The organism is Yoonia sp. I 8.24, assembly GCF_022096995.1.
GTDB lineage: Bacteria > Pseudomonadota > Alphaproteobacteria > Rhodobacterales > Rhodobacteraceae > Yoonia.
The window spans coordinates 340,354-361,465 of sequence record NZ_JACXGQ010000002.1 but is presented as its reverse complement, the minus strand read 5'-3'; the positions used below and the strand labels follow the sequence as shown (position 1 = coordinate 361,465).

Sequence of the window (21,112 nt, the reverse complement as noted above, 5' to 3'; positions counted from 1 at the left end):
CAAAACTCACGCGGTTGTTGGAGGTTTTTGGCGTAGCTACGCCAGCTAGCATTCGCAGCATGTTTAGGAATAAAGTTCGTAGCGACCTTCACCCGCCCAGCTGTGTCCGCATTGCTTGATAGATCACGGCTGTCGCAACGTTTGCGAGGTTGAGGGACCGCACCCGTTTATCGAGCATTGGCAGGCTCAGCGTGCGGTCTTCCATACCGGTGAGTATCTCGGGAGGTAGCCCCGCGGATTCACAGCCAAACACCAAATACCCATCTTCTTGATAATCAGCGCTATAGACAGTTTGCGCGCCGTGTTCTTCAAAAAAGAACATGCTTTCGGGGCGCGGGTTACGCGCATCCATAAAGCTTTGCCAAGTGTCATACTCGGTCAGGTTGACGTGTTTCCAATAATCTGTTCCCGCCCGCCGCACCGCTTTTTCATCAAGCGAGAACCCGTAAGGTTTGATCAAGATCAGCTCGAGGTTCAGCGCAACACATGTCCGCCCGATAGCGCCCGTATTGTATGGAATTTCGGGCGTCACTAAAACAATTTTCATGTGCGGGTCGGACATCGGATCAATCGGCTTTCATAACGGAAATATTGTGAAAATGTGTATTATCGGCCTTCAAGGAATGCGTACGCCTCAAGCAGCGCGTTCGCCAATCCGTCGAAAAAGCCCGGTGTACTGACATCAATCAATCCAGATGTTTTGCGGTTTTCATCGACCACGACGTCTGCGACCGGAATAACCGTAAACGGTGTGACTTTGGCAGCAAGCAATTCGCGGTAGCTTGCGCCTGTGCCGTGCTTCAGCACGTTCACCGCAAGATAGTGTTTGTGAATACGGTCCGCGAGATCAGGATGTTTGGCATCCAACAGCGCGGCCTTAAGTTTGCGCGAAAATGGTCCGCGCTTGAAATGGTGCTGCATGCGCGCCTCGAACAAGGTAAAGGCATCGACTGCGGCCAATTCAAGTGCTGCCGTTGCTGCGCGTAGATCTGCGGTTTGGGCTTCGGTCCCGTTTTGGGCAGCCCCGATACGATCTTCAAAGATCTTAGCATCGGCCTGCGCCGCGACAATCAGCTCTGGCAGGCTTTGTGAATTTTCCATTTTTCGGTCTCCGTTAATCCCACCCTCCCTTAAGCTAAGCGGCGCGGAATGATAGGGGGTGACGCGATTTCGTTCACCGCCACCCCGCTCGACCATACCTGCTTGCCCCCGCCCCCACTGCTGCCGTACAAAGCGGTAAGAACTTAAAGGGAGTGCGCCTATGCGTCGCGTCGTCGTCACAGGTTTGGGGATTGTATCCCCGATTGGGAATAACGCCGAAGAGGTGAAGGCCTCTCTTATGGCTGGCAAATCCGGGATCGAAGCATCGCCTGAGATGGCCGAGCACGGGTTCCGCAGCCAAATCGCAGGCACCGTCAAAATCGACATAAAAGAGCATGTGGATAAGCGCGCGCTGCGGTTCATGGGGCCGGGTGCGGCCTATGCCTATATCGCGATGGGCCAAGCCATCGCGGATGCTGGGCTTGATGAAGACACGGTATCTAACGTGCGTACAGGTCTGGTTGCTGGCTCCGGTGGCCCATCCACATCTGCAATGTTTGCAGCCCACAATGTCGTCAAAGACACCGGTGCCACAAAACGCATCGGGCCCTTTGCCGTGCCTAAATGCATGTCCTCGACAATCTCAGCGAACCTGTCGACCCAGTATAAAATCAAAGGCATCAACTATTCGATCACCTCGGCCTGTTCGACCAGCCTGCACTGCATCGGTAACGCAGCTGAACAAATCATGATGGGCAAACAAGACGTGATGTTTGCGGGCGGCGGCGAAGAATTGGATTGGACCCTGTCCTGCCTGTTTGACGCGATGGGCGCGATGTCTTCAAAATTCAACGATACCCCTGAAAAGGCATCCCGTGCCTTTGACGCCAACCGCGATGGGTTTGTCATCGCCGGTGGCGGCGCAATGCTGGTGCTAGAAAGCCTTGAGCACGCGCAAGCACGCGGCGCGAAAATCTATGCCGAAGTCACAGGTTACGCGGCCACATCCGATGGCCACGACATGGTTGCCCCATCGGGTGAAGGCGGCGAACGCGCGATGCGTCTGGCCCTGGAAACTTTGCCAGAAGGCCGCAAAGTCAGCTATATCAACGCGCATGGCACATCGACGCCTGTGGGCGACGTCGGCGAGATCGAAGCCGTACGCCGCGTCTTTGGCGAAGGCAACACACCACCTGTGTCTTCCACAAAATCCATGACGGGTCACAGCCAAGGGGCCACTGGTGCCTCTGAAGCCGTCTATTGTCTGCTGATGCTCCAAGACGACTTCATCACCCCATCTATCAACGTTGAAACCCTTGACCCGGCGCTCGCCCCCGCGGAAATCGCGACCGACCTGGTCGAGAACGCCGGGCTTGATACTGTCATGACCAACTCTTTTGGGTTTGGCGGGACCAACGGCTCAATGTTGCTTTCGAAATTCAAAGGTTAAGCTATGACAATTTCTTTGCAGGGAAAACGCGGCCTCATCATGGGTGTCGCGAACGAAAGATCAATCGCTTGGGGTATTGCCAAAGCAATGTCCGAAGCCGGGGCCGAACTGGCGTTCAGTTACCAAGGCGAAGCATTTGGCAAACGGCTTGAACCGCTGGCGGCCTCTGTCGGATCCGATATGTTGGTCGATGTGGACGTGACTGATGACGCCAGCATGGACGCCGCTTTTGACATGATCGCGCAAAAATGGGGCAAATTGGATTTCGTTGTCCATGCGATTGCCTATTCTGACAAGAACGAATTGGCGGGCAGGTTCACCGACACAAGCCGCGCGAACTTCCAAAACTCGCTCACGATTTCGTGCTATTCTTTCGTAGATGTCGCTAAACGCGCCTCTGCGCTGATGCCCGACGGCGGCACATTGCTGACCCTGACCTACCAAGGGTCCAACCGCGTTACCCCGTTCTACAACGTCATGGGCGTCGCAAAAGCCGCATTGGAAAGCGCCACGCGCTATCTAGCAAATGATCTGGGCCCGCAAGGCATTCGCGTCAACGCAATCAGCCCCGGCCCGATGAAAACCCTTGCGGGTGCAGCCATCGCAGGTGCGCGACGTACCTATAAACATACTGAGCAAAACGCGCCCGCGCGTGAAAATGCAAGCCTCGCAGCGGTGGGTGGCACGGCCGTTTATCTTGCCTCTGACGCGGGCGCGTTTACATCGGGCGAAATTATTCGCGTTGATGGCGGTTTCCACGTCTTGGGCATGCCCCAGCCTGAAAACCTCGTGATGCCGGTAACGGATAAATAAACACAATCACAGGGCGATAGCGGCTATCGTTATCGCCCCTACTGATCTACACTTTTGCAGATTGAACGATATTTTTTGCAAAAGGCATTGGCATGGACAGCACCGCACATTTTCGGATCGATGGAAACTATGACGCGCAAACCTACTGGGAACGCGTCAAACGCAGCGAAGTCTTCTTAGGTCTTGATCGCGATCATATGCGGGCCTCGCAGGAAAAAATCGCGGGGGCAACTGTAGGCGTCGCCGGACTTGGTGGTGTTGGCGGTGCGGTGGCAATGCTTTTGGCGCGGCTTGGCGTGCGACATCTAAAAATCGCCGATCCAGACGCCTTTGACACCAGCAATATAAACCGACAGCTTGGGGCCGCACCCGGCACTGTGGGCGCCTCCAAAGCCGGCACAATTGCGAACATGATCCATGAGACCGCGCCAGATGTGACGCTTGATGTGTACCCGGCCGGGTTATCGGTCGAAAACGCGGCGGATTTCGTCGCGGGTTGCGACCTGCTGATCGACTGCATTGATTTCTACACGATTGCCGAACGTTATGCCCTGCACCAAGCCTTTCGTGCCAGCCCCACCTGTATGGGATGCTTGTCGTCCAAGATGGTTGGCTACGGCGCGAACCTCTATCTGTTCACCCAAGACGGGCTCAGCCTCGAAGATTTTTACGGCATAGCACCCGGCACCGAAATGACCCCAGAGCTGATGGATAAGCTGGTGCGCCTACAGGCCGCGTTCTTGCCACGGTTCCCCAGTCTTGGGGTGATCTATGAATGGATGCAAGAGGTCGGCACCGCGCCAATGATCGCGACGACACCGCCATTGACGCACTATTTGGTGGGCTCACGCGCAGCGCTCATGCTCGCGGGGTTGGATCAACCGCCCTATTGCGATGCGCTACCGCCGATGCCCAGTTATCTTTGGGTGGATGCGACGCGCGGGCAATGCGGGATCTATGAATTCACCGGCGCATTCGCCAACCCTGACGAACACGCCGCGTTTTTTGGAAAGGCCCCGGATTAAGCCGCGTCGATCCCGACCATTTCGATGGCAAAGATCAGGTCTTTGCCAGCCAAGGCATGGTTTGCATCCAGCGTGACTTCGGTTTCAGTCACTTCGGCGACGGTGACCTGCATCACCTGACCTTGGGGCGTTTGCATTTGCAACTGCGTGCCCAGATCAAGCGGGATGTTGTCGGGGATTTCACCGCGCGGCACAGATTGGCGGGCGTCCGGGTTGGTTTCGCCGTAGGCTTGGGCGCAGGGCACTTCAACCGTCTTTTTGTCACCCACTGCCATCCCTGGAATTGCGACATCAAGACCGGGGATAATCTGGCCTGAACCGACCACAAATTCCAAAGGGTCGCGCCCGTCCGAGCTGTCGAATGTTTCACCGGTTTTGAGGGTCCCGGTGTAATGGATACGGACGGTATCACCTGATTTTGCTTGGCTCATCGCTTGTTCTTTCGGCTAGATTTCCTAAAATTCACGGCAAGCTACGCGCCTGTGCCCCAAGTTGCAAATCGCTTTCGCTCTTTCCGTTGCGCCAAGCCCATGACACGATGTCCAAAAGCGGGAGAATCCGATGACGATAACAACCTGTGTATTTGATGCCTACGGGACCCTTTTCGACGTCAATGCGGCCACGCAAGCCGCCGCCCGCGAACCCGCCCATGCGCAACTTGCCGATGTGTGGCCCGCGATTGCCCGTGATTGGCGCGCAAAGCAGTTGGAATATAGCTGGCTGCGCGCGGTGGCAGACCAGCACTGCGATTTTTGGCAAGTGACCCAAGACGGGCTGGATTGGGCGCTTGAAGCAAGTGGCATCACTAACGAAGCGACCCGCAAACGCCTGCTTGATCTTTATTGGGAACTGCAAGCCTACCCCGAGGCCCCGCAAGTCTTGACCGACCTACGCGCCGCAGGGATGAAAACCGCGATCTTGTCTAACGGCAGCCCGGAAATGCTGAACGCGGCGGTGCAATCGGCACAGATTGACCCGTTGCTGGATGCCACTCTCTCTGTCCAAGACGTGGGCATATTCAAACCCTCCGCCCGCGTTTACGACATGGTTGGCAACAGTTTTGGCTGTGCCAAGGAAGACGTTCTTTTCGTGTCCTCAAACGGTTGGGATGCGGCGGGGGCTGCGGGATATGGGTTTCAGACAGCATGGGTTAATCGCGCAGGCGCGCCCGTGGATCGGCTGTATGCCGCACCACACCATATCGTGTCTGACCTCACTGCCATTCCGGGGCTGGTCTGATGCCACATTTCACGTCTCAAGATGGGCTAACGTTGCATTACACAGATCAAGGCACTGGATTGCCTGTCATCGCTTTGGCGGGGCTTACCCGCAATGGGGCTGACTTTGATCATATCGCGCCGACGTGGCCGACCCGGCTAATCCGGCCTGATTACCGGGGGCGCGGGCAGTCGGATTGGGCGGATCCCGCAACCTACACAATCCCGCACGAGGCCGCAGATGTCTTGACCCTGATGAACCACCTTAACATCGACAAAGCGGCCATACTGGGCACATCGCGCGGCGGGCTCATTGCGATGACCCTTGCGATTACTGCCAAAGATCGGTTGCTGGGCGTTGCGCTGAATGACATTGGGCCCGAACTGAAGCCCGGGGGTCTGTCGGTCATCATGGATTACATCGGGCGCAACCCCGCACAAAAGACCTATGCCCAAGCCGCTGCTGCGCGCGCGCACCTATGGACCACCTTTGAAAACGTGCCCATGGACCGCTGGATGGCAGAGGTGAAAGCGCATTACGAAGAAACCCCCGAAGGATTGATCATACGCTACGATCCGAAACTGCGGGATGCGGTTATCGCCAGCGGCGCACAGCCAATGCCGGATCTTTGGCCGCTTTTTGATGCGTTTGACGGGTTGCCATTGGCGTTGATCCGCGGCGTGAACTCCGATCTTTTGTCGGCTGAAACCGCTGATGAAATGTCCCGTCGTCGCCCTGATATGATCCGCGCGGACATCCCCGGACGCGGGCATGTTCCCTTTTTAGACGAACCACAATCGCTGACTGCCTTGCATGCATGGCTGGAGAAAATGACATGAATATAGACATGATCCGCGCTGCGGCCCAACGTATCGACGGCCATGCGCGACGCACGCCAATCCTATCCTCACCGTTCTTAGACGACATCGCGGGACGACGTGTGTTCGTAAAGGCGGAATGCCTGCAACACACAGGATCCTTCAAATTTCGCGGCGCTTGGTCGGCCGTTTCCATGCTGCCCCCTGACCAGATCAAAGCAGGGGTGATCGCATTTTCAAGCGGCAACCACGCGCAAGGCATTGCGCTGGCGGCACAAAAGCATGGCGCGCCAGCGGTCATCATCATGCCGTCAAATGCCCCTGCAATCAAAATCGCCAATACACGGGCGCTTGGTGCAGAGGTCGTGCTATATGACCGTTCAACCGAAGATCGCGATGAAATTGGCGACCGGCTTGCGGCTGAGCGCGGATTGACGTTGATCAAACCCTTCGATGAGCCGCTTGTGATCGCAGGCCAAGGCACCTGCGGGCTTGAGATTGCACAAGAGCTGGGCAATTTATCGGCGGAAGTCGCTGTGTGCTGCGGCGGTGGCGGGTTGACATCAGGGGTCGCAATGGCATTGGCCGCAGACGCGCCAAACATGCGGGTACGCCCTGTGGAACCGGTAGGTTTTGATGACGCAACCCGTTCGCTTATCAGCGGTAAGATAGAACGGAACGCACAATTGGACGGCTCGCTTTGTGATGCGATTGTAACACCGCAACCGGGCAATTTGACCTTTCCAATTATGCAAGAATACTGCGGCCCCGGCCTTGCAGTGACCGACGACGAATGCTTGCGCGCGATGGGCCTCGCATTTGCCCGATTAAAAATCGTGATCGAACCCGGCGGTGTGGCCGCTTTGGCCGCCGCACTTTATCACCCTGACGCATTTACTGGTGACGCGGTTGTCGCCATTGCGACCGGTGGAAACGTTGATCCGGCTATATTTGCACGTGCCTTGGAGACGCTGTCATGACCCGATTCACCATCGCCAGCTTTAACGTCAAAAACCTGATCGAAGCGGATCAAGAATACTATAAATTCGAACAATACACCCCCGAGGAATACGCGTGGAAACGCGCGTGGCTTGCGGATCAATTACTGACCATGAACGCGGATATCGTCGGGTTTCAGGAAATCTTCAGCGAAGAATCCCTACGCGATGTCGTGATTGAAACTGATGAGTTAGGCATGGCAGCCAACGCGGCCAATATCCCCGATCGGTCAAAACGCTATGCACGAAAGGCCATTTTCCGCAAACTTGCCTATGAACCCTACACGGAATCCGCGCTGGCATTTGCCCCCAACAGCTTTGACGGCGGCCCCGGCGCGCGCCGGCCGGGCGTTGCGATCCTGTCGCGGTTTGGCTTTGTTGGCACCCCCGAAGTTATCCAAGACCTGCCAGAGCCGCTTGATATTCCCTTCAGCGACATTGATGGCACCGATGGGGGCAGCTATCAGGTCAAGCGCCTGTCGCGTCCAATCCTTAAGGTGCGCATTCCGATTGGCGATACAGTCGTGACCGTGTTCAACTGCCATTTGAAATCAAAGCTCGGCGAACTGCCCCGGCCCGAAGGTGCCGCCTTTCCGCCTGCAGCGGATTTGGTGAACTATGACCCTGCGGCCCGTGCGATGGGATCGCTGCGTGCCGCCCTGCGCCGCATGGCCGAAGCATGGGTTTTGCGCAAAGCAATCCTCGAAGAACTTGAGGCGGGCAATCCCGTCATAGTCTTAGGCGATTTCAACGATAGCGAAACCGCCGTTTCATCCGAAATCATCACTGGCGAGGCGCCGTTTAAAAACTATGCATGGATGCGTCGCCACGACGCCCAAACGAGCCGTGACCGCTATTCCGACGAACAAAACGAAGTGATCCAAGAAAAGATCAGCAGAGTGCGTTTGTTTTCAGCAGAGAAACTATTCGTGCGTAAATCATTGCGCGATATGGTCTATACCTCGGCCTTTGGGGGTGTCTTTGAAAGCATCGACCAAATTTTGATGTCGCGCCACTTCCACCCTGAATTCGATGGCAAGCTCGGTGAAATGGAATATTTTAGTGCGCTTAACGATCACCTAACGGACGGGTCCCACCCCGAGGCGCCGTATAACAAGCTCGCCTCTGATCACGGGCAGATCATGGCGCATATGGTTTTGGGTGCTCCTGATGGATGAACTGACGCAAATTGATCGCGACGGCGTGAAGCTGAACGTCTTTGCTGATGGCCCCGCTGATGCGCCTGCAATCGTCTTTGCCAATTCGCTGGGTACCGACCTGCGGCTGTGGGATGGGATTATCCCACTGTTGCCAAAGGGTCTGCGGGTGATCCGCTATGACATGCGCGGCCACGGGCAATCGGATGTGCCTGCTGGGCCCTATACGATGGGCCAATTGGTCAGTGATGCAGAAGCCGTTTGCGATGCCTTCGCGCTGCGTGACGTGTTGTTTGTTGGCTTATCTGTTGGTGGGATGGTGGCACAGGGTTTAGCGATCAAACGCCCTGATCTGGTCCGTGCGCTTGTGCTGTCCAATACGGCGGCGAAAATTGGCAACAAGAACCTGTGGCAAGATCGGATCGACACTGTATCGTCGAAAGGGCTAGATGCCATGGCGGATGAGGTCATGAAGCGCTGGTTTTCACCGACATTCTACGCCTCTAACGCAATGCTCGCATGGCGCGACATGTTGGTGGCCACCCCGATCAACGGGTATGTTGGGATTTGCCATGCGATTGCGGGCACTGATTTCTATACGCCAACAAGCGGGCTGCGCATCCCAACGCTTGGCATCGCCGGATCAGAAGATGGGGCAACGCCGCCTGATTTGGTCCGCGAAACCATCGACCTGATTCCGGGCTCAAAATTTGAACTGATGCGCCGTGTCGGACACCTGCCTTGCGCCGAAAACCCGGTTGGCTATGCGTCCCTGCTCAACACGTTCATTCAAGATATCGGGCATGGCTGAGTTTTTATTGATCCACGGATCCTGTCATGGGGCCTGGTGCTGGGACGATCTTATCCCACACTTGCAGGCCGCCGGACACAGCGCCCGCGCGATTGATTTGCCGTCGCACGGCGATGATACCACTGATCCCGCAGACGTTACGCTTGACCTTTACGCCAGCGCAATTGTTGCCGCAATCGACACACCTGTCGTGTTGGTTGGGCATTCGATGGCCGGCTACCCCATTACCCAAGCAGCGAATTTGGCCCCTGAAAAGATCAGCAAGCTGATCTATCTTTGTGCCTATGCGCCGATGATCGGACAGTCTACGGCCCAGATGCGGCAGATGGCGGACACCCAGCCATTGCACGACGCGATCATTGTCGCAGCTGACCGGGTGACGTTCTCCATTGACCCGACCAAGGCCACCGAAAAGTTCTATCATGATGTTGACCCAGCGCGCGCGGCTTGGGCCGTAGGGCAGCTTGGGCCGCAACCTATTTTACCGCAAGAGACTGCGATCACGCAGATCCCCAATGTGCCACGCCACTATATCCGCTGTACTAATGACAAGACGATCCCGCCTGCATTTCAGACGAAAATGACCGCCGGTTGGGCTGCCGAAATGGTCACGCAATTGCCGACATCGCATTCGCCATTTCTATCAGCCCCCGCCGCTTTGGCTACTGCGCTGATCAACGCCTTGTAGATTAAAATCACCCCTTGCAATGGGACGCAGGGCGTCCAATTGTGCCCTCATGAAAAGCAATCTTCCACTCACCTTTATCCTGATCACCGTCGTGATCGACGCCATGGGGATAGGGTTGATCATGCCCGTGATGCCCGAATTGATCCAAGAGGTCGAAGGGCGCGATCTGGCGATGGCCGCCGTTTGGGGCGGTGTGCTCACAACAATATTTGCCGCGATGCAGTTTCTATTTGGCCCGACCATCGGCAGCCTATCTGACCGTTGCGGGCGGCGGCCTGTGTTACTGTGGTCCCTCGTATTCATGGCGTTCGACTATGTGTTGATGGCTGTTGCGGGGACAATTTGGCTGCTGGTGATTGGGCGCTTGATCGGCGGGATCACTGCGGCCACGCAATCGACCGCATCCGCCTATGTCGCTGATATTTCGACGCCGGAACAAAAGGCCGTCAACTTTGGCCGGATCGGCGCGGCGTTTGGGATCGGGTTTGTCTTTGGCCCGATGCTGGGCGGCGTATTGGCCGAATTTGGGACGCGCGCACCATTTTGGGCAGCGGCCATATTGGCAGGGACAAATGCGATCTTTGGCTATTTTGTGCTGCCTGAAACGGTCACCGACAAGATTCGACGCAAATTCGAATGGCGGCGCGCTAACCCCTTGGGTGCATTCAAGAGCATCGGCTCCCTGCCCGGCCTGAAACGGCTGATGCTGATCCAATTTGTCTATACCATCGCCTTTTTTGTCTACCCCGGGGTCTGGGCCTATTTTGGGGTCGCGCGATTTGACTGGGGACCGGGAATGATTGGGCTGTCGCTTGGGATCTTTGGAATTGGGATCGCCGTGGTGCAAGGCCTACTGATGAGACCCATTCTGGACCGGATTGGCGAACGCAAAGCCGTGATCCTAGGGCTATCAATCGACATCTTAGCCTTTGGCGTGCTCGGGTTCATAACTAGCGGCTGGCTGGCGCTTGCATTGATCCCGCTTACTGCGCTTGGATCCATCGCGGGACCCGCCCTGCAAGGGATCATGTCGCGCACGGCATCGGACGACCAACAAGGCGAGCTGCAAGGTCTGGTCGCCTCCATTGCAGCAGTGGCCACGATTATTGCGCCGCTGTTGGTGACGCAGACCTTCTACTACTTCACCAGCGACACAGCACCCGTCTATATGCCCGGCGCGCCGTTCTTGGTGTCAGCATTCTTAACCGTTGGCTGCGTTCTTTTGTTTGTACAAACACCACGACCGACGCGAATACGCACGTATTAGGCTTTTCATCGCGTTTCCCCCTTGCTACGGTGAACTACGTTCAGATGAGGGTACTATGGCTGGAAAAGTTGCTTTGCGCCGCGCGGCATTGCGCGAAGATCTTATTAACATTGCGCAGCGACGGATCGCGGCAGACGGGCTATCAGCGCTGCGCGCGCGCGATCTTGCGGCCGAGGCAGGGTGCGCCTTGGGGGCAATCTATAACGTCTTTGGCGATCTGAATGATCTGGTGCTAGCCGTCAACGCGCGCACATTTCACCATTTAGGGGCTGATGTGGCTGCTGCCCTAGCCGATGCACCACAAGATCCGGTGGATCAACTGGTTGTCATGGCACAAGCCTATCACCATTTTGCAGCCGCACATCTGCACAGCTGGCGCGCGCTATTCGATGTAGAACGCGCGCCCGACACCCCCGCCCCCGATTGGTATCTGCTCGAGATGGGGCAGCTATTCACCTATATCTCTGATCCGCTTGCTGTGATTTTCCCGGCGCGCGATCCGCAAGAATTGGTACTTTTGACACGTGCGCTGTTTTCTTCCGTGCACGGAATCGTGCTTTTGGCGCTAGATGGGGCCAGCGCGGGCGTACCATCCGACGATATCGACCGAATGATCGCCCTTGTTTTAAGGCAATTCGCGGCCTCCGCATAATTTTTTGAACTATGTTCAATGTTTTTCTTGACCCCAAACGCAGGGCTCGCTATCACTTCTACATGAACAACGTTCAATAATAAGGATGATAGCAATGTTTAAGACACTCGCGACCTTGATAAACGGACAGAATGCGCGCGCCGAAGACCGTGTACGTGACGCATTCGCAATTGAACTCATTGATCAAAAAATCCGTGAATCCGAAGGCAGCCTGCGCGCTGCAAAATCAACTTTGGCCAGCCTGATCCAGCGTCAGCGGGCAGAGGAAAAACAGCATAACGCCCTGCGCGCCCGGATCAGCGATCTGACCACACGGGCCCAAGAAGCCTTGGAAAGCGACCGTGAAGATATGGCCGCAGAAGCCGCCCGTGCCATCGCGACGATGGAAAACGAATTGACGGTGAGGGCCGAGACATTGAACCGTCTGGACCAAAAGGTGCTGCGTTTGCGGTCATCCATTGAAACCGGACACCGCCGGATTATCGATCTCAAACAAGGTGCGATCCAAGCCCGTGCTGTCCGTCGCGAACAATCGATCCAAATGCAGATGGTCAAAACCGGTGCAACTCACGGCAGCGTCGAAGAGGCCGAAGAGCTTATCCAGCGCGTTTTGGGCCGTGACGACCCGTTTGAGCGCACAGAAATTCTGGCCGATATCAATCACGAACTTGAAGGTGGCACGATCACCGACCGTATGGCTGACGCCGGGTTTGGCGGGGCCACACGATCAACCGCAGATGATGTCTTGGCGCGGCTCAAGTCATCAAAGAAATAACAAAACCAATTCACGTAACTCAATAAGGATTAGATAAAATGGCACATAATAAATCAGACAACACATTGATTATGTTTGTAAACGGCGCAGGTGTTGCGGTCGCTTATGGGATGCTGGGAATCTCGCTTTGGCTTTCACCTGATGTTCCACTGTCCACCAAAGGCTTTTGGGCGATGTCGGTGATGATGCTGACACTGGCGCTGGTGAACTTTGTGAAATACCGTTTTGACGACAAAATGTCCGAAGACCGTATCCAGCGGATCGAGGACGCGAAAAACGAAAAATTGCTGTCAGACTACGTCGGTGAAACATCCTAAATGTCTCCTCCCTGCCCGCGCAATTGCATGGGCAGGGAAATTCGCTTTTCAACACAAACGATATATACCAAGGTTGGCCTTATGATATTTTTACGCCGTTTCGCGGCCCGGATCGTGGGCCATGCCATCCGAATTTTCGCGCGCGCAATCACGGCTGTGCGTGCTGACTGGCAAGGGATCGAACCCCTGCCGCGCCAACGCGTCTATTTCGCCAATCACACAAGCAACGGCGACATGCCGATGATTTGGGCCTCATTGCCGCCAGCCCTCCGCCGTGAAGTCCGCCCCGTTGCCGCGGCGGACTATTGGCTGAAAAACAAGCTGCGTGCCTTTGTCGGCCCTGAAGTGTTCAACTGCGTGCTCGTCGATCGCCGCCCAGAGGTCAAAGATAAGCCGATGGATAAGATCATTGCCGCCTTGGACGAAGGGGCGTCGTTGATCATCTTTCCCGAAGGCAATCGCAACATGACCGAAGACCCGCTTTTGCCGTTCAAGGCAGGGCTTTACAATATGGGACTGGCCCGCCCTGATATTGATTTGGTGCCCACGTGGGTCGCCAATCTCAATACGATCATGCCCAAAGGCGAGGTGATCCCACTGCCGCTGATTTGCACCGTCACATTTGGTGCGCCTATCCATGTCAAAGCCGGCGAAGACAAGGACGCATTCCTTGCGCGCGCATCCTCTGCCTTGGTTGCACTCGCACCAGAGGTGACCCCATGAGCCCCACAACCGTTGATATTTTACTGCTCGCCTTTGGCAGTTTTGGCATTCTGATTGGGCTAACATTTATCGGTGAAGTCTTGCGCGCCCGCCAAACTCCCGGCACCACGAACCCGGTGCTTGAGACATTTATGACCCGCATTCAAAGCTGGTGGGGCATGGTCGCATTTGTCGGTGGCGCGCTGCTTTTGGGGAAAGTCGGCGTGATGATCTTGTTCGCCTTTTGCTCATTCGCGGCGTTGCGCGAGTTTTTGACGCTGACGGCTAAAGCACAGGCTGACCACAAATCGCTCGCGCTCGCATTTTTCGTGGTGCTGCCGTTGCAATATGTCTTTGTCGGCATGGGCTGGACCGGGATGTATACGGTTTTTATTCCGGTTTACGCGTTTTTACTTTTGCCAATCATGTCGGCATTACGCGGCAATGCAGATCGGTTCTTGGTAAGAGTGGCCGAGACACAATGGGCGCTGATGATTGCGGTTTTTTGTGTCAGCCACGTACCCGCATTGATCAATCTAGACCTAGGCCAAAGCAGCGACCGTTCCGTCCTGATGATCGCCTTTTTGGTCATGGTCGTGCAGTTCGGTGATTTGCTCGAATATTTCTTTGGGCGGCGGATCGGGCGTCACAAAATCGCCCCCGGACTGTCGCCTAAAACCCGCGAAGGCATGTTTTGTGGTGTCATATCCGCGATGTGTATCGGGGCATTGCTGCATTGGATTACACCCTTTGGCATTTTGGGTGCTGCGGGCATGGCGGGGGCTGCATCACTTGTCGGCATGTTAGGCAGTCTTGTCTTTGCCGCCATCAAACGCGATCGCGGCGTCAAGGATTGGTCGCATCTGATCCCCGGCCAAGGCGGGTTTGTTGATCAATTGGACAGCGTGATCTTTGCCGCTCCGATCTTTTATCATCTAACCGCATATTTCTATGGGTGACGCAAAAACTGCGGCAGTTTCGATAGGTTTTTCGCAACCAACGTGCCCGGCCCGCCGATACGGTGCCGACGGATCGCACGGTAATCTTCACGGCTTTTGCGAATGAGCTGTTTGAGCGACCCATTGCTGACCCCGCCGACCTGCATCTGCACCATCACTTGCGGCAGATAGGCCAGCCGTAAATCTGCCGACAGATAGCGCAGCATCGCCTCGTAATCGCCCGCGATACGAAATTCGGCGTCATATGGTCCCATTTTTTCGAACACTTGGCGGCGCAGATACAGCGTCGGATGCGGCGGCATCCACCCCCATTTCAGACGGTCCTTATGGTATCTGCCCGCTTTCCAATGTCGCACCACCTGGCCAGATCCATCTGCCGCCACATATTGCAAATCGCCGTAAACGCCATCAACCGCAGGATCCGCTAGCGCCTGAGCCACAGCGGGCAACACATTCGGCCCCGCGAGCTGATCATCCGCATGCAGCAATCCAATTACCTCTCCCGTGGCGCGCGCGATGCCCGCGTTGATTGCTTCGTAGATGCCCCCGTCAGGGGCCGAAACGACCTTGGGCGTGATCCGGCGATGTGTCTGCAAAATCGCCAAAGTGTCATCGGTCGATCCACCATCTTGGACCAGATGTTCGATGTCAGCGTGGGTCTGACCCGCTAAGCTGTCGAGCATTCTAGGCAAGGTCTGCGCGCCATTCATCACGGCTGTCACCACCGATATTTTCATGACGCCCCTGCCCCCAGATCAATGCCAAGCACCGCCAGAATTGCTGCTTTTGGGTCATCTCCTGAGATCGCCATATGGCGGCGGATCTCGGCAAGTTTTGCGTCGACCAAATAGCGGTACCAAAATCCTTGCAGCACGTGAAATGCCCGCGCCTGTCGTCCATCCAAAAAACCAAGCCGCAAGATATATCGGTAAAAGAAATACAGACCTGCACGCAACCCGCCGGGCAGGCGCGCGTAAATCTGGTCTTTGATCCAGCGTTTCACTGCCGCCTGCTGCCGCCCACGCAATCCACCGATGTTTTCTTGCGGCATAAAGCGGTGCGTGCGATTCAAGATGTCTACGACCTCGCGGCTGGCATAAGCATTGTGTTTGGCGACCCACCAATCAAGGCTTTTGTGATTGTCGTCGATGATCATCCCCGACAGCGCGGCCTTTGGCCCAGTGACAACGATATGTTCATCCATCCACCGATTTTCGCAATGCCCAGCCCCCGTGCGAAACAGGCGCAACACCTGAATAGGAAAAACACCGCCCCAGCGCACGGGTTGCCCCATGAAACACATGCTGCGGCGCACATAAATGCCGTTCACCTCGGGCAGACCCGCGCTGATTTGGGCCGCCAACTCAGGGCTGACGACCTCATCTGCATCCAGCCGGAGTACCCACCCCGGCGCGTCAGATATGTGTTGTAACGCCCAATTAAATTGCGTCGCGTAATTGATCCAAGGATGGTGCAGCACCGTCGCCCCAGCATCGCGCGCCAGCATCACCGTGTCGTCTGATGAACCGCTATCGACCACAATAATCTGTGTCGCAATCGCCTGAACCGATGCAATAGCCCGCGTGATATGCAGGCTTTCGTCTTTGGTTAAGATAATGACGGTGAGCGCGGTCATTTCATTAACCTGATTTGCACGGGGTTTCCGACACCCATATGGCCCTTTGGCAAATCTTTCATGGCCACGGCCCGCGCGCCCAAAATGGCCCGCGCGCCAATACGCACGCCAGGCCCAACAAAGGCGTCAGCGCACACCCATGCGTCATCACCTATCCAAATTTCCGGGGTGATCAAGGGGCGGTGCGGCTGACGCCAATCATGGCTTCCCGCACATAGATGCGCATATTGCGAGACCGTCGCGCGCGCACCGATATGAATTTCACCTAAGGCATAAAGAATGGCGTGCGCACCAACGGCCGCCTGATCATCGATACGCAGACGCCACGGCATGGTGATCCGCACGCTTGGGTAAATATGCACGCCGCGCCCGATCTGCGCCCCAAAGGCCCGCAAAAGAAAAACCCGCCATCCCCAAAGTGGCCGGGGACTCCACCAGAATATCGGCGATACAAGCGCCCACATCACGCGGCGCAGCTGGATGGTAAATCCGTATTTTTGCGCGTTGCGATTTTCACTGACATCAACATGGGTCATCATACAGGCACCGCCGTGGTACGCCGGACGGCGGCCTGTTGATAAAATTCCACAAAACGCGCGATCATGGCTGTGGATGAAAACTCTTGCTGCATCCACGCGCGCCCGCGTACCCCCATCGCCCCAAGATCACGCCCCAATAATCCGTTGATTTCTTGCGCTAAATCAGAGGCCTTCAAATCAATGCAGGCCCCACACCCGATGCTATCAAGCCGCTGCCACGGTGTTTGGGTTGTGGTCAAAACGGGCACGCCGTGGGCCAGCGCTTCGGCGATGGCGATGCCAAAGTTTTCGGAATGGCTGGGCAACACAAATAGATCAGCATCGGCAAACGCTCGCTCTTTTGCAACGCCATCCGCATGCCCGTGAAAGTGGATGCGTGGGCCACATTCCTGCTTGAGCTGCGCGATATAGGCGGCATCCCCCGTGCCATAAACATCCAAATGAACGTGCGCGGGAAGCCCTGCCATCGCCGCGCACAGCAGGTCCAAGCCTTTTTTGGGATGCAATCGCCCCAAAAACAAGAGCCTGCTTGACCTGCGGGTCGACCGCGGCGCGGCTGGTGGGATCGCGACGCTATTGGGGATCATCACGGTACGTATCTCCCCCATGCGCTGTGTGCTTTGACGCGCCTCTGCATCGCTGGTCACATGTAGCGTCACGTCTGCACCGCGCAAAAATTGAGCCAGATATTCAAACAGCTGTTTTGTGTGGCGGCGGGGCGCGTCGGACCAATCAGCGGTGGCTTGCAACGCGCCACGCGGCGACCAAATCAACGGTTTGCCTAGCGCGCGGGCGCAGGCCAAGGCAGGCAATGTCGGGAAACTATAGGTTCCGGTCAGATGCACGACGTCAGCCCAAGCGACCGCCTGCGGCAAGCGTGCCAACAGCCCCGGCGCAATCGCATGACCCGCAATCCGGCGCGTATATCTGACCGGATATGGCAGCGGTTCGGGCGTCACACGCGTTTGCCGGTCGGGCCCAGCCGCATCAGTTGTCAGCACCTGCAACGCAACCCCCGGCTGCTGTGCAACCCCATCACAGATCGCCTTTGTTGACCAAATGGGGCCACCCCAATAGGTCGCGGGGTAAAAGGAGGGGCTGATATGCAAAATCTTCATTCTGCTGCCTGCGCCATTGGAAGCCGCTGCCCGATCACACGGGCCGGATTACCTGCGACCACGGTATTTGCAGCAACATTTGTGGCCACCACCGCGCCGGCACCGATCACCGCGCCACGCCCAATCTGGGTACATTGCGGCAAGATCACCGCCCGCATCCCAATCCAAACATCGGCACCAATTTCCTTGGCGCGCGGCTGTGGGGGAGCGTGCGGGTCAAGCCCATGGTCATGTGTATAGATCACCGCATCTTCGGAAATCATAGATCCATCGCCAATGCGCAACCCGCCGGTGATGTCCAAATGCACGTTGCGGTTTACCTGCACGTGATCGCCGATATGCAGACTTGTGCCTGGCAGTTCAGAAGAAGCGTTGCAGCCTTTCCAAAAATAGCAGTTCTTGCCGACCCGCACGCCGCGCGGGTCAGCGAAACGAACACCGGACTGAAACCGCGACCCTTTGCCAACAGATTTCAACGTCGCGACGTGTATCTGTGTTGCACAAATGATCCCGAAGCGGCGATAAACTGCCCCCGCTGCGCGGCCAAGCCAGTAAGCTGCAATCAATGGGTTAAGCCGCATAAGACACCCCAGATTTGGGCATAAGGCAGGGCCTAAATCGGGGCCTAAATCGGGGCACAAACAGCGCAACCATCAAGACCAACAAGACAGATTGCGCCGCCGCCCCGACAATAAATGCGCTAAACGACGACTGCAGCGTGGCCTGCACAAAGGGATAAAATAGCATCGGATACAGCAAGTATGTTCCGTGGCGCAACACCTGCGCGGGGTTTAGCAAGATTTCTTCGCCCTTGCGGTAAATTGCGCCCAACACAGGCGCGACACCCAACCCGAACCAACCAAAGTTGATAAACGCCTCACCGGGGCCGGTCACGTTAAACGCGCCGCCGGTGTAAGTTTGCATAATTTCGCGCTTGAAATAGACGCCCAAATCAATGGCCGGCTTGTCCAGCCAAATCGCGCGCGGCACCCAGCCGAACAGCCACCACGTATAACTTTCTCCATGGAGGAGTTGTTCGAATTCAGTGCGGTCCGTGACCATCACTGCAACGTTCAAATCCAGAAAATAGGTCGATCCAACAATCTGTTGAAACAATGACACCTGCGCCCCGTGAAACCGCAAATGGGTCATATAGACCGATACCACCATCACCGTAGATAGGCCCAAAATGGTTAAGAAAACCGTCCGCGCGGCGATCCGCCCGCCCAATAACGCATGGGTCGCAAACGCGTAGACAAGCAGCTCTATCAGCTCAAATCTGTCGCCAGAAATCACAGCAATGCCAATAAGCAAAACACCCACAATGGCGGCCTGCACCATCACCCGGCGCGCGCGCAGCACGATCCCATTGGAGAGCAGCAGCACAAAGGCAAATTTGGGGATGATAAAGAACGTCTTAATCCCCGCCAGCGTGGCCCCCACGCCTGCGTCATTCACATTGATCTGCTTTGTCGCGTTTAACCCGGCAAGCAATGCGGGATCAAACAATCCGACTCCGCGCGCGCGCAAGACAAGCGCAAATGTCATTGCCGCAAATGTAAATGCCCCGGCAAAAAGCCAGTCGCGGCGGCAGATTTGTGATGCTATTAAACGCGCTGCCTCTTGAGATTGCGCATGGCTTACCGGACGGGCAAAGGCGATGTATCCGACGCAAATCAGTATGACAAACAGGCCCAGGTAGAGCGCACCGCGCAACTGCGCTGAGGGCGAGGGCGTAAATTGCTGAAAGAACGCCAAATCGGGGGCGACCCCATAGGCTGCTGCCTTGAACAAGAAACCAAGCCCGCAAAAATACCCCAGCAAATGCATCGGCGACACATAGGGGGCACAACCCATCCGCTGCCCGATGACCAATGGCAGCAGGGTGCAGATCAGCGCGAGCGCAATGATCAAGGCCGCTTCCATCAGCGTCCCAATGCGAATGCGGAAGTATCGACCCCGACCCGCTGCCAGATCATCCACCACAATAGCGCGCTGCCGCATGTAATCGCCCCGACATAGGCCAAAGCATTTTCAAACGGTCCCGCGACAAATGCCGCCAGACCAAGATAGGCAAGCAGGCTCACCGCGCGCGAAATGGCAGATAGGTGCGCCATGCCGCACAGCGTCGCGACGGTGAAACCTGACGCAAACACAACCTGCAAAACCGCGCCGCCAAGAAGGGCAGCAAAGACCGCAGGTGCCCTTGTCGGCAAGAAAGGTAGCACCATGACCCCCAAGAGAAACAAAGCAAACCCAGGAAAAAGCGCAATCCGGTTGCCCAATTTACTGGCCGCACGCAGCCCGGCGGGATCGCGCGCCGCATAGCTTTTTGACACCGCATTTGCGCTGACCCAAGTCGCCACACTGACAGGAAGCGCCACAAGGTTGGCCACTCGACGCAACACCACATAGGTCCCAATTTGTGCTGGCGAAAGTATCGCCCCGCCGACAATAATATCCACCTGCGACAGCCCAACCCCCAAGACCGATGTCCCCCAAAGCGACGGCGATACGCCCGGTATGGGATAGGATGCATCGATAATTTCACCCCGGTGCGGGCGTTGCCAAGCCCAGATTATGGCAACAATCGCAAAGCCCCCCAACCAAACCACCGCAAACGACAAGTACTGATCTGTCATCAATGCGGCCAAGCCAAGACCAACTTGCGGGCCGCAATCCCGGAGTACCATCGACATGTTGACGCTGCCCAAGGCGCGCATCAGGCTTGCCAGACAGGTCAACAGGTTGATGGCAAACGCCGCCCCAAAAATGGAAACCCAAGGTAGCAAAGGTAAAAACAGCGGGCAAATCAGAACGCCGATCACGGCCACTGCCGCGGGCAACGTGACCATATGCAACAGCAGACCTGCGGGCGACACCCCGCCACCATCCGTTAAGGCGCGCAACAAAAGAAGCGGGCCGCCCAATGACACGACCGGCGCCGCAACAAGAGCGATCCCCCAAACGACCGCAAGTGACCCAAATGCATCGAACCCAAGCCAGTAGGCCAACCAAATCATAACTCCGAAATTGACAGCAACAATCGCGGCACGCGCGGCCATTGGTAATGTGGCCTTTGCACTGATCAGAGTGCTCAACTTTGTTCCAAACATATCCGCACCCCA

25 protein-coding genes are annotated in these 21,112 nt (G+C 56.3%); 15 read left to right on the top strand and 10 right to left on the bottom strand.

Annotation, left to right across the window (positions count from 1 at the left end):
* Positions 1–88 precede the first annotated feature (88 nt).
* Positions 89–547 (bottom strand): tRNA (cytidine(34)-2'-O)-methyltransferase, encoded by a 459-nt coding sequence (locus Yoon_RS04765; RefSeq protein ID WP_370642109.1) that lies wholly within the window; start codon positions 545–547, stop codon positions 89–91.
* Between the two features lie 59 nt (positions 548–606).
* On the bottom strand, positions 607–1,101 hold the full coding sequence (locus tag Yoon_RS04760) for a hypothetical protein (RefSeq protein WP_238110607.1): 495 nt from the start codon (positions 1,099–1,101) through the stop codon (positions 607–609).
* 160 nt (positions 1,102–1,261) lie between these two features.
* Between Yoon_RS04760 and fabB the strand changes: the two genes are divergently transcribed.
* The 3 genes from fabB to Yoon_RS04745 all read left to right on the top strand — a co-directional run bounded on the left by fabB (position 1,262) and on the right by Yoon_RS04745 (position 4,329).
* Entirely contained in the window at positions 1,262–2,491 is a 1,230-nt protein-coding gene (fabB, locus tag Yoon_RS04755; RefSeq protein ID WP_238110606.1) for a beta-ketoacyl-ACP synthase I, read from the top strand.
* Between the two features lie 3 nt (positions 2,492–2,494).
* Positions 2,495–3,304, top strand: a complete 810-nt coding sequence (locus Yoon_RS04750) for an enoyl-ACP reductase (RefSeq protein WP_238110605.1) — start codon at positions 2,495–2,497, stop codon at positions 3,302–3,304.
* A 92-nt stretch (positions 3,305–3,396) separates the two neighbouring features.
* Positions 3,397–4,329: a ThiF family adenylyltransferase gene (locus tag Yoon_RS04745; RefSeq protein ID WP_238110604.1), complete on the top strand. Its 933-nt coding sequence runs from the start codon at positions 3,397–3,399 to the stop codon at positions 4,327–4,329.
* Here the strand turns inward: Yoon_RS04745 and Yoon_RS04740 are convergent.
* Entirely contained in the window at positions 4,326–4,760 is a 435-nt protein-coding gene (locus tag Yoon_RS04740) for a peptidylprolyl isomerase (protein WP_238110601.1), read from the bottom strand. The genes Yoon_RS04745 and Yoon_RS04740 overlap by 4 nt on opposite strands.
* A 130-nt stretch (positions 4,761–4,890) precedes the next feature.
* On the opposite strand from Yoon_RS04740, the gene Yoon_RS04735 reads away from it, so the two are divergent.
* The 12 genes from Yoon_RS04735 (at position 4,891) to Yoon_RS04680 (ending at position 14,691) form a co-directional block, all read left to right on the top strand.
* Entirely contained in the window at positions 4,891–5,568 is a 678-nt protein-coding gene (locus tag Yoon_RS04735; protein ID WP_238110598.1) for a haloacid dehalogenase type II, read from the top strand.
* Positions 5,568–6,386, top strand: coding sequence for an alpha/beta fold hydrolase (locus Yoon_RS04730; RefSeq protein WP_238110596.1), 819 nt, complete (start codon positions 5,568–5,570; stop codon positions 6,384–6,386). Before Yoon_RS04735 ends, Yoon_RS04730 begins: the two co-directional genes overlap by 1 nt.
* The gene (locus Yoon_RS04725; protein ID WP_238110594.1) at positions 6,383–7,345 is read left to right on the top strand and encodes a threonine/serine dehydratase; all 963 of its coding nucleotides are present in this window, start codon (positions 6,383–6,385) and stop codon (positions 7,343–7,345) included. Before Yoon_RS04730 ends, Yoon_RS04725 begins: the two co-directional genes overlap by 4 nt.
* On the top strand, positions 7,342–8,541 hold the full coding sequence (locus tag Yoon_RS04720; RefSeq protein ID WP_238110592.1) for an endonuclease/exonuclease/phosphatase family protein: 1,200 nt from the start codon (positions 7,342–7,344) through the stop codon (positions 8,539–8,541). Before Yoon_RS04725 ends, Yoon_RS04720 begins: the two co-directional genes overlap by 4 nt.
* On the top strand, positions 8,534–9,331 hold the full coding sequence (pcaD, locus tag Yoon_RS04715; protein ID WP_238110589.1) for a 3-oxoadipate enol-lactonase: 798 nt from the start codon (positions 8,534–8,536) through the stop codon (positions 9,329–9,331). The genes Yoon_RS04720 and pcaD overlap by 8 nt, the downstream gene beginning before the upstream one ends.
* Positions 9,324–10,019 (top strand): alpha/beta fold hydrolase, encoded by a 696-nt coding sequence (locus Yoon_RS04710; protein ID WP_238110587.1) that lies wholly within the window; start codon positions 9,324–9,326, stop codon positions 10,017–10,019. The genes pcaD and Yoon_RS04710 overlap by 8 nt, the downstream gene beginning before the upstream one ends.
* A 49-nt stretch (positions 10,020–10,068) precedes the next feature.
* Positions 10,069–11,286: a TCR/Tet family MFS transporter gene (locus Yoon_RS04705; protein ID WP_238110586.1), complete on the top strand. Its 1,218-nt coding sequence runs from the start codon at positions 10,069–10,071 to the stop codon at positions 11,284–11,286.
* 55 nt (positions 11,287–11,341) lie between these two features.
* Positions 11,342–11,938: a TetR/AcrR family transcriptional regulator gene (locus Yoon_RS04700; RefSeq protein ID WP_238110585.1), complete on the top strand. Its 597-nt coding sequence runs from the start codon at positions 11,342–11,344 to the stop codon at positions 11,936–11,938.
* A gap of 94 nt (positions 11,939–12,032) precedes the next feature.
* The gene (locus Yoon_RS04695) at positions 12,033–12,713 is read left to right on the top strand and encodes a PspA/IM30 family protein (RefSeq protein ID WP_238110584.1); all 681 of its coding nucleotides are present in this window, start codon (positions 12,033–12,035) and stop codon (positions 12,711–12,713) included.
* A 38-nt stretch (positions 12,714–12,751) separates the two neighbouring features.
* A complete protein-coding gene (locus Yoon_RS04690) occupies positions 12,752–13,030 on the top strand; it encodes a hypothetical protein (protein ID WP_113777507.1) in 279 nt (92 codons plus the stop codon).
* An 81-nt stretch (positions 13,031–13,111) separates the two neighbouring features.
* A complete protein-coding gene (locus Yoon_RS04685; RefSeq protein ID WP_238110583.1) occupies positions 13,112–13,753 on the top strand; it encodes a lysophospholipid acyltransferase family protein in 642 nt (213 codons plus the stop codon).
* Positions 13,750–14,691: a phosphatidate cytidylyltransferase gene (locus Yoon_RS04680; protein ID WP_238110582.1), complete on the top strand. Its 942-nt coding sequence runs from the start codon at positions 13,750–13,752 to the stop codon at positions 14,689–14,691. The genes Yoon_RS04685 and Yoon_RS04680 overlap by 4 nt, the downstream gene beginning before the upstream one ends.
* Here Yoon_RS04680 and Yoon_RS04675 read toward each other — a convergent pair.
* Genes Yoon_RS04675 through Yoon_RS04645 form a run of 7 tightly spaced genes read right to left on the bottom strand, consistent with a single transcriptional unit; the run spans position 14,682 to position 21,085 of the window.
* Positions 14,682–15,428: a glycosyltransferase family 2 protein gene (locus Yoon_RS04675; protein ID WP_238110581.1), complete on the bottom strand. Its 747-nt coding sequence runs from the start codon at positions 15,426–15,428 to the stop codon at positions 14,682–14,684. The two genes, Yoon_RS04680 and Yoon_RS04675, sit on opposite strands and share 10 nt — an antisense overlap.
* Positions 15,425–16,327 (bottom strand): glycosyltransferase family 2 protein, encoded by a 903-nt coding sequence (locus Yoon_RS04670; protein WP_238110580.1) that lies wholly within the window; start codon positions 16,325–16,327, stop codon positions 15,425–15,427. The genes Yoon_RS04675 and Yoon_RS04670 overlap by 4 nt, the downstream gene beginning before the upstream one ends.
* Positions 16,324–16,866, bottom strand: coding sequence for an acetyltransferase (locus Yoon_RS04665; protein ID WP_238110579.1), 543 nt, complete (start codon positions 16,864–16,866; stop codon positions 16,324–16,326). Before Yoon_RS04665 ends, Yoon_RS04670 begins: the two co-directional genes overlap by 4 nt.
* Entirely contained in the window at positions 16,863–17,984 is a 1,122-nt protein-coding gene (locus tag Yoon_RS04660; RefSeq protein WP_238110577.1) for a glycosyltransferase, read from the bottom strand. The genes Yoon_RS04665 and Yoon_RS04660 overlap by 4 nt, the downstream gene beginning before the upstream one ends.
* Complete coding sequence (locus Yoon_RS04655) at positions 17,981–18,565, bottom strand: acyltransferase (protein ID WP_238110576.1); 585 nt, start codon at positions 18,563–18,565, stop codon at positions 17,981–17,983. The genes Yoon_RS04660 and Yoon_RS04655 overlap by 4 nt, the downstream gene beginning before the upstream one ends.
* A complete protein-coding gene (locus Yoon_RS04650) occupies positions 18,555–19,988 on the bottom strand; it encodes an O-antigen polymerase (RefSeq protein ID WP_238110575.1) in 1,434 nt (477 codons plus the stop codon). The genes Yoon_RS04655 and Yoon_RS04650 overlap by 11 nt, the downstream gene beginning before the upstream one ends.
* Positions 19,910–21,085, bottom strand: a complete 1,176-nt coding sequence (locus Yoon_RS04645; RefSeq protein ID WP_238110574.1) for a lipopolysaccharide biosynthesis protein — start codon at positions 21,083–21,085, stop codon at positions 19,910–19,912. The genes Yoon_RS04650 and Yoon_RS04645 overlap by 79 nt, the downstream gene beginning before the upstream one ends.
* Positions 21,086–21,112 lie beyond the last annotated feature (27 nt).

Excerpts from the sequence above, each read along its gene's own strand:
- Yoon_RS04765 (WP_370642109.1), bottom strand. The coding sequence starts at position 547 with ATGAAAATTGTTTTAGTGACGCCCGAAATTCCATACAATACGGGCGCT.
- Yoon_RS04760 (WP_238110607.1), bottom strand. The coding sequence starts at position 1,101 with ATGGAAAATTCACAAAGCCTGCCAGAGCTGATTGTCGCGGCGCAGGCC.
- fabB (WP_238110606.1), top strand. The coding sequence starts at position 1,262 with ATGCGTCGCGTCGTCGTCACAGGTTTGGGGATTGTATCCCCGATTGGG.
- Yoon_RS04750 (WP_238110605.1), top strand. The coding sequence starts at position 2,495 with ATGACAATTTCTTTGCAGGGAAAACGCGGCCTCATCATGGGTGTCGCG.
- Yoon_RS04745 (WP_238110604.1), top strand. The coding sequence starts at position 3,397 with ATGGACAGCACCGCACATTTTCGGATCGATGGAAACTATGACGCGCAA.
- Yoon_RS04740 (WP_238110601.1), bottom strand. The coding sequence starts at position 4,760 with ATGAGCCAAGCAAAATCAGGTGATACCGTCCGTATCCATTACACCGGG.
- Yoon_RS04735 (WP_238110598.1), top strand. The coding sequence starts at position 4,891 with ATGACGATAACAACCTGTGTATTTGATGCCTACGGGACCCTTTTCGAC.
- Yoon_RS04730 (WP_238110596.1), top strand. The coding sequence starts at position 5,568 with ATGCCACATTTCACGTCTCAAGATGGGCTAACGTTGCATTACACAGAT.
- Yoon_RS04725 (WP_238110594.1), top strand. The coding sequence starts at position 6,383 with ATGAATATAGACATGATCCGCGCTGCGGCCCAACGTATCGACGGCCAT.
- Yoon_RS04720 (WP_238110592.1), top strand. The coding sequence starts at position 7,342 with ATGACCCGATTCACCATCGCCAGCTTTAACGTCAAAAACCTGATCGAA.
- pcaD (WP_238110589.1), top strand. The coding sequence starts at position 8,534 with ATGGATGAACTGACGCAAATTGATCGCGACGGCGTGAAGCTGAACGTC.
- Yoon_RS04710 (WP_238110587.1), top strand. The coding sequence starts at position 9,324 with ATGGCTGAGTTTTTATTGATCCACGGATCCTGTCATGGGGCCTGGTGC.
- Yoon_RS04705 (WP_238110586.1), top strand. The coding sequence starts at position 10,069 with ATGAAAAGCAATCTTCCACTCACCTTTATCCTGATCACCGTCGTGATC.
- Yoon_RS04700 (WP_238110585.1), top strand. The coding sequence starts at position 11,342 with ATGGCTGGAAAAGTTGCTTTGCGCCGCGCGGCATTGCGCGAAGATCTT.
- Yoon_RS04695 (WP_238110584.1), top strand. The coding sequence starts at position 12,033 with ATGTTTAAGACACTCGCGACCTTGATAAACGGACAGAATGCGCGCGCC.
- Yoon_RS04690 (WP_113777507.1), top strand. The coding sequence starts at position 12,752 with ATGGCACATAATAAATCAGACAACACATTGATTATGTTTGTAAACGGC.
- Yoon_RS04685 (WP_238110583.1), top strand. The coding sequence starts at position 13,112 with ATGATATTTTTACGCCGTTTCGCGGCCCGGATCGTGGGCCATGCCATC.
- Yoon_RS04680 (WP_238110582.1), top strand. The coding sequence starts at position 13,750 with ATGAGCCCCACAACCGTTGATATTTTACTGCTCGCCTTTGGCAGTTTT.
- Yoon_RS04675 (WP_238110581.1), bottom strand. The coding sequence starts at position 15,428 with ATGAAAATATCGGTGGTGACAGCCGTGATGAATGGCGCGCAGACCTTG.
- Yoon_RS04670 (WP_238110580.1), bottom strand. The coding sequence starts at position 16,327 with ATGACCGCGCTCACCGTCATTATCTTAACCAAAGACGAAAGCCTGCAT.
- Yoon_RS04665 (WP_238110579.1), bottom strand. The coding sequence starts at position 16,866 with ATGATGACCCATGTTGATGTCAGTGAAAATCGCAACGCGCAAAAATAC.
- Yoon_RS04660 (WP_238110577.1), bottom strand. The coding sequence starts at position 17,984 with ATGAAGATTTTGCATATCAGCCCCTCCTTTTACCCCGCGACCTATTGG.
- Yoon_RS04655 (WP_238110576.1), bottom strand. The coding sequence starts at position 18,565 with ATGCGGCTTAACCCATTGATTGCAGCTTACTGGCTTGGCCGCGCAGCG.
- Yoon_RS04650 (WP_238110575.1), bottom strand. The coding sequence starts at position 19,988 with ATGCGGCAGCGCGCTATTGTGGTGGATGATCTGGCAGCGGGTCGGGGT.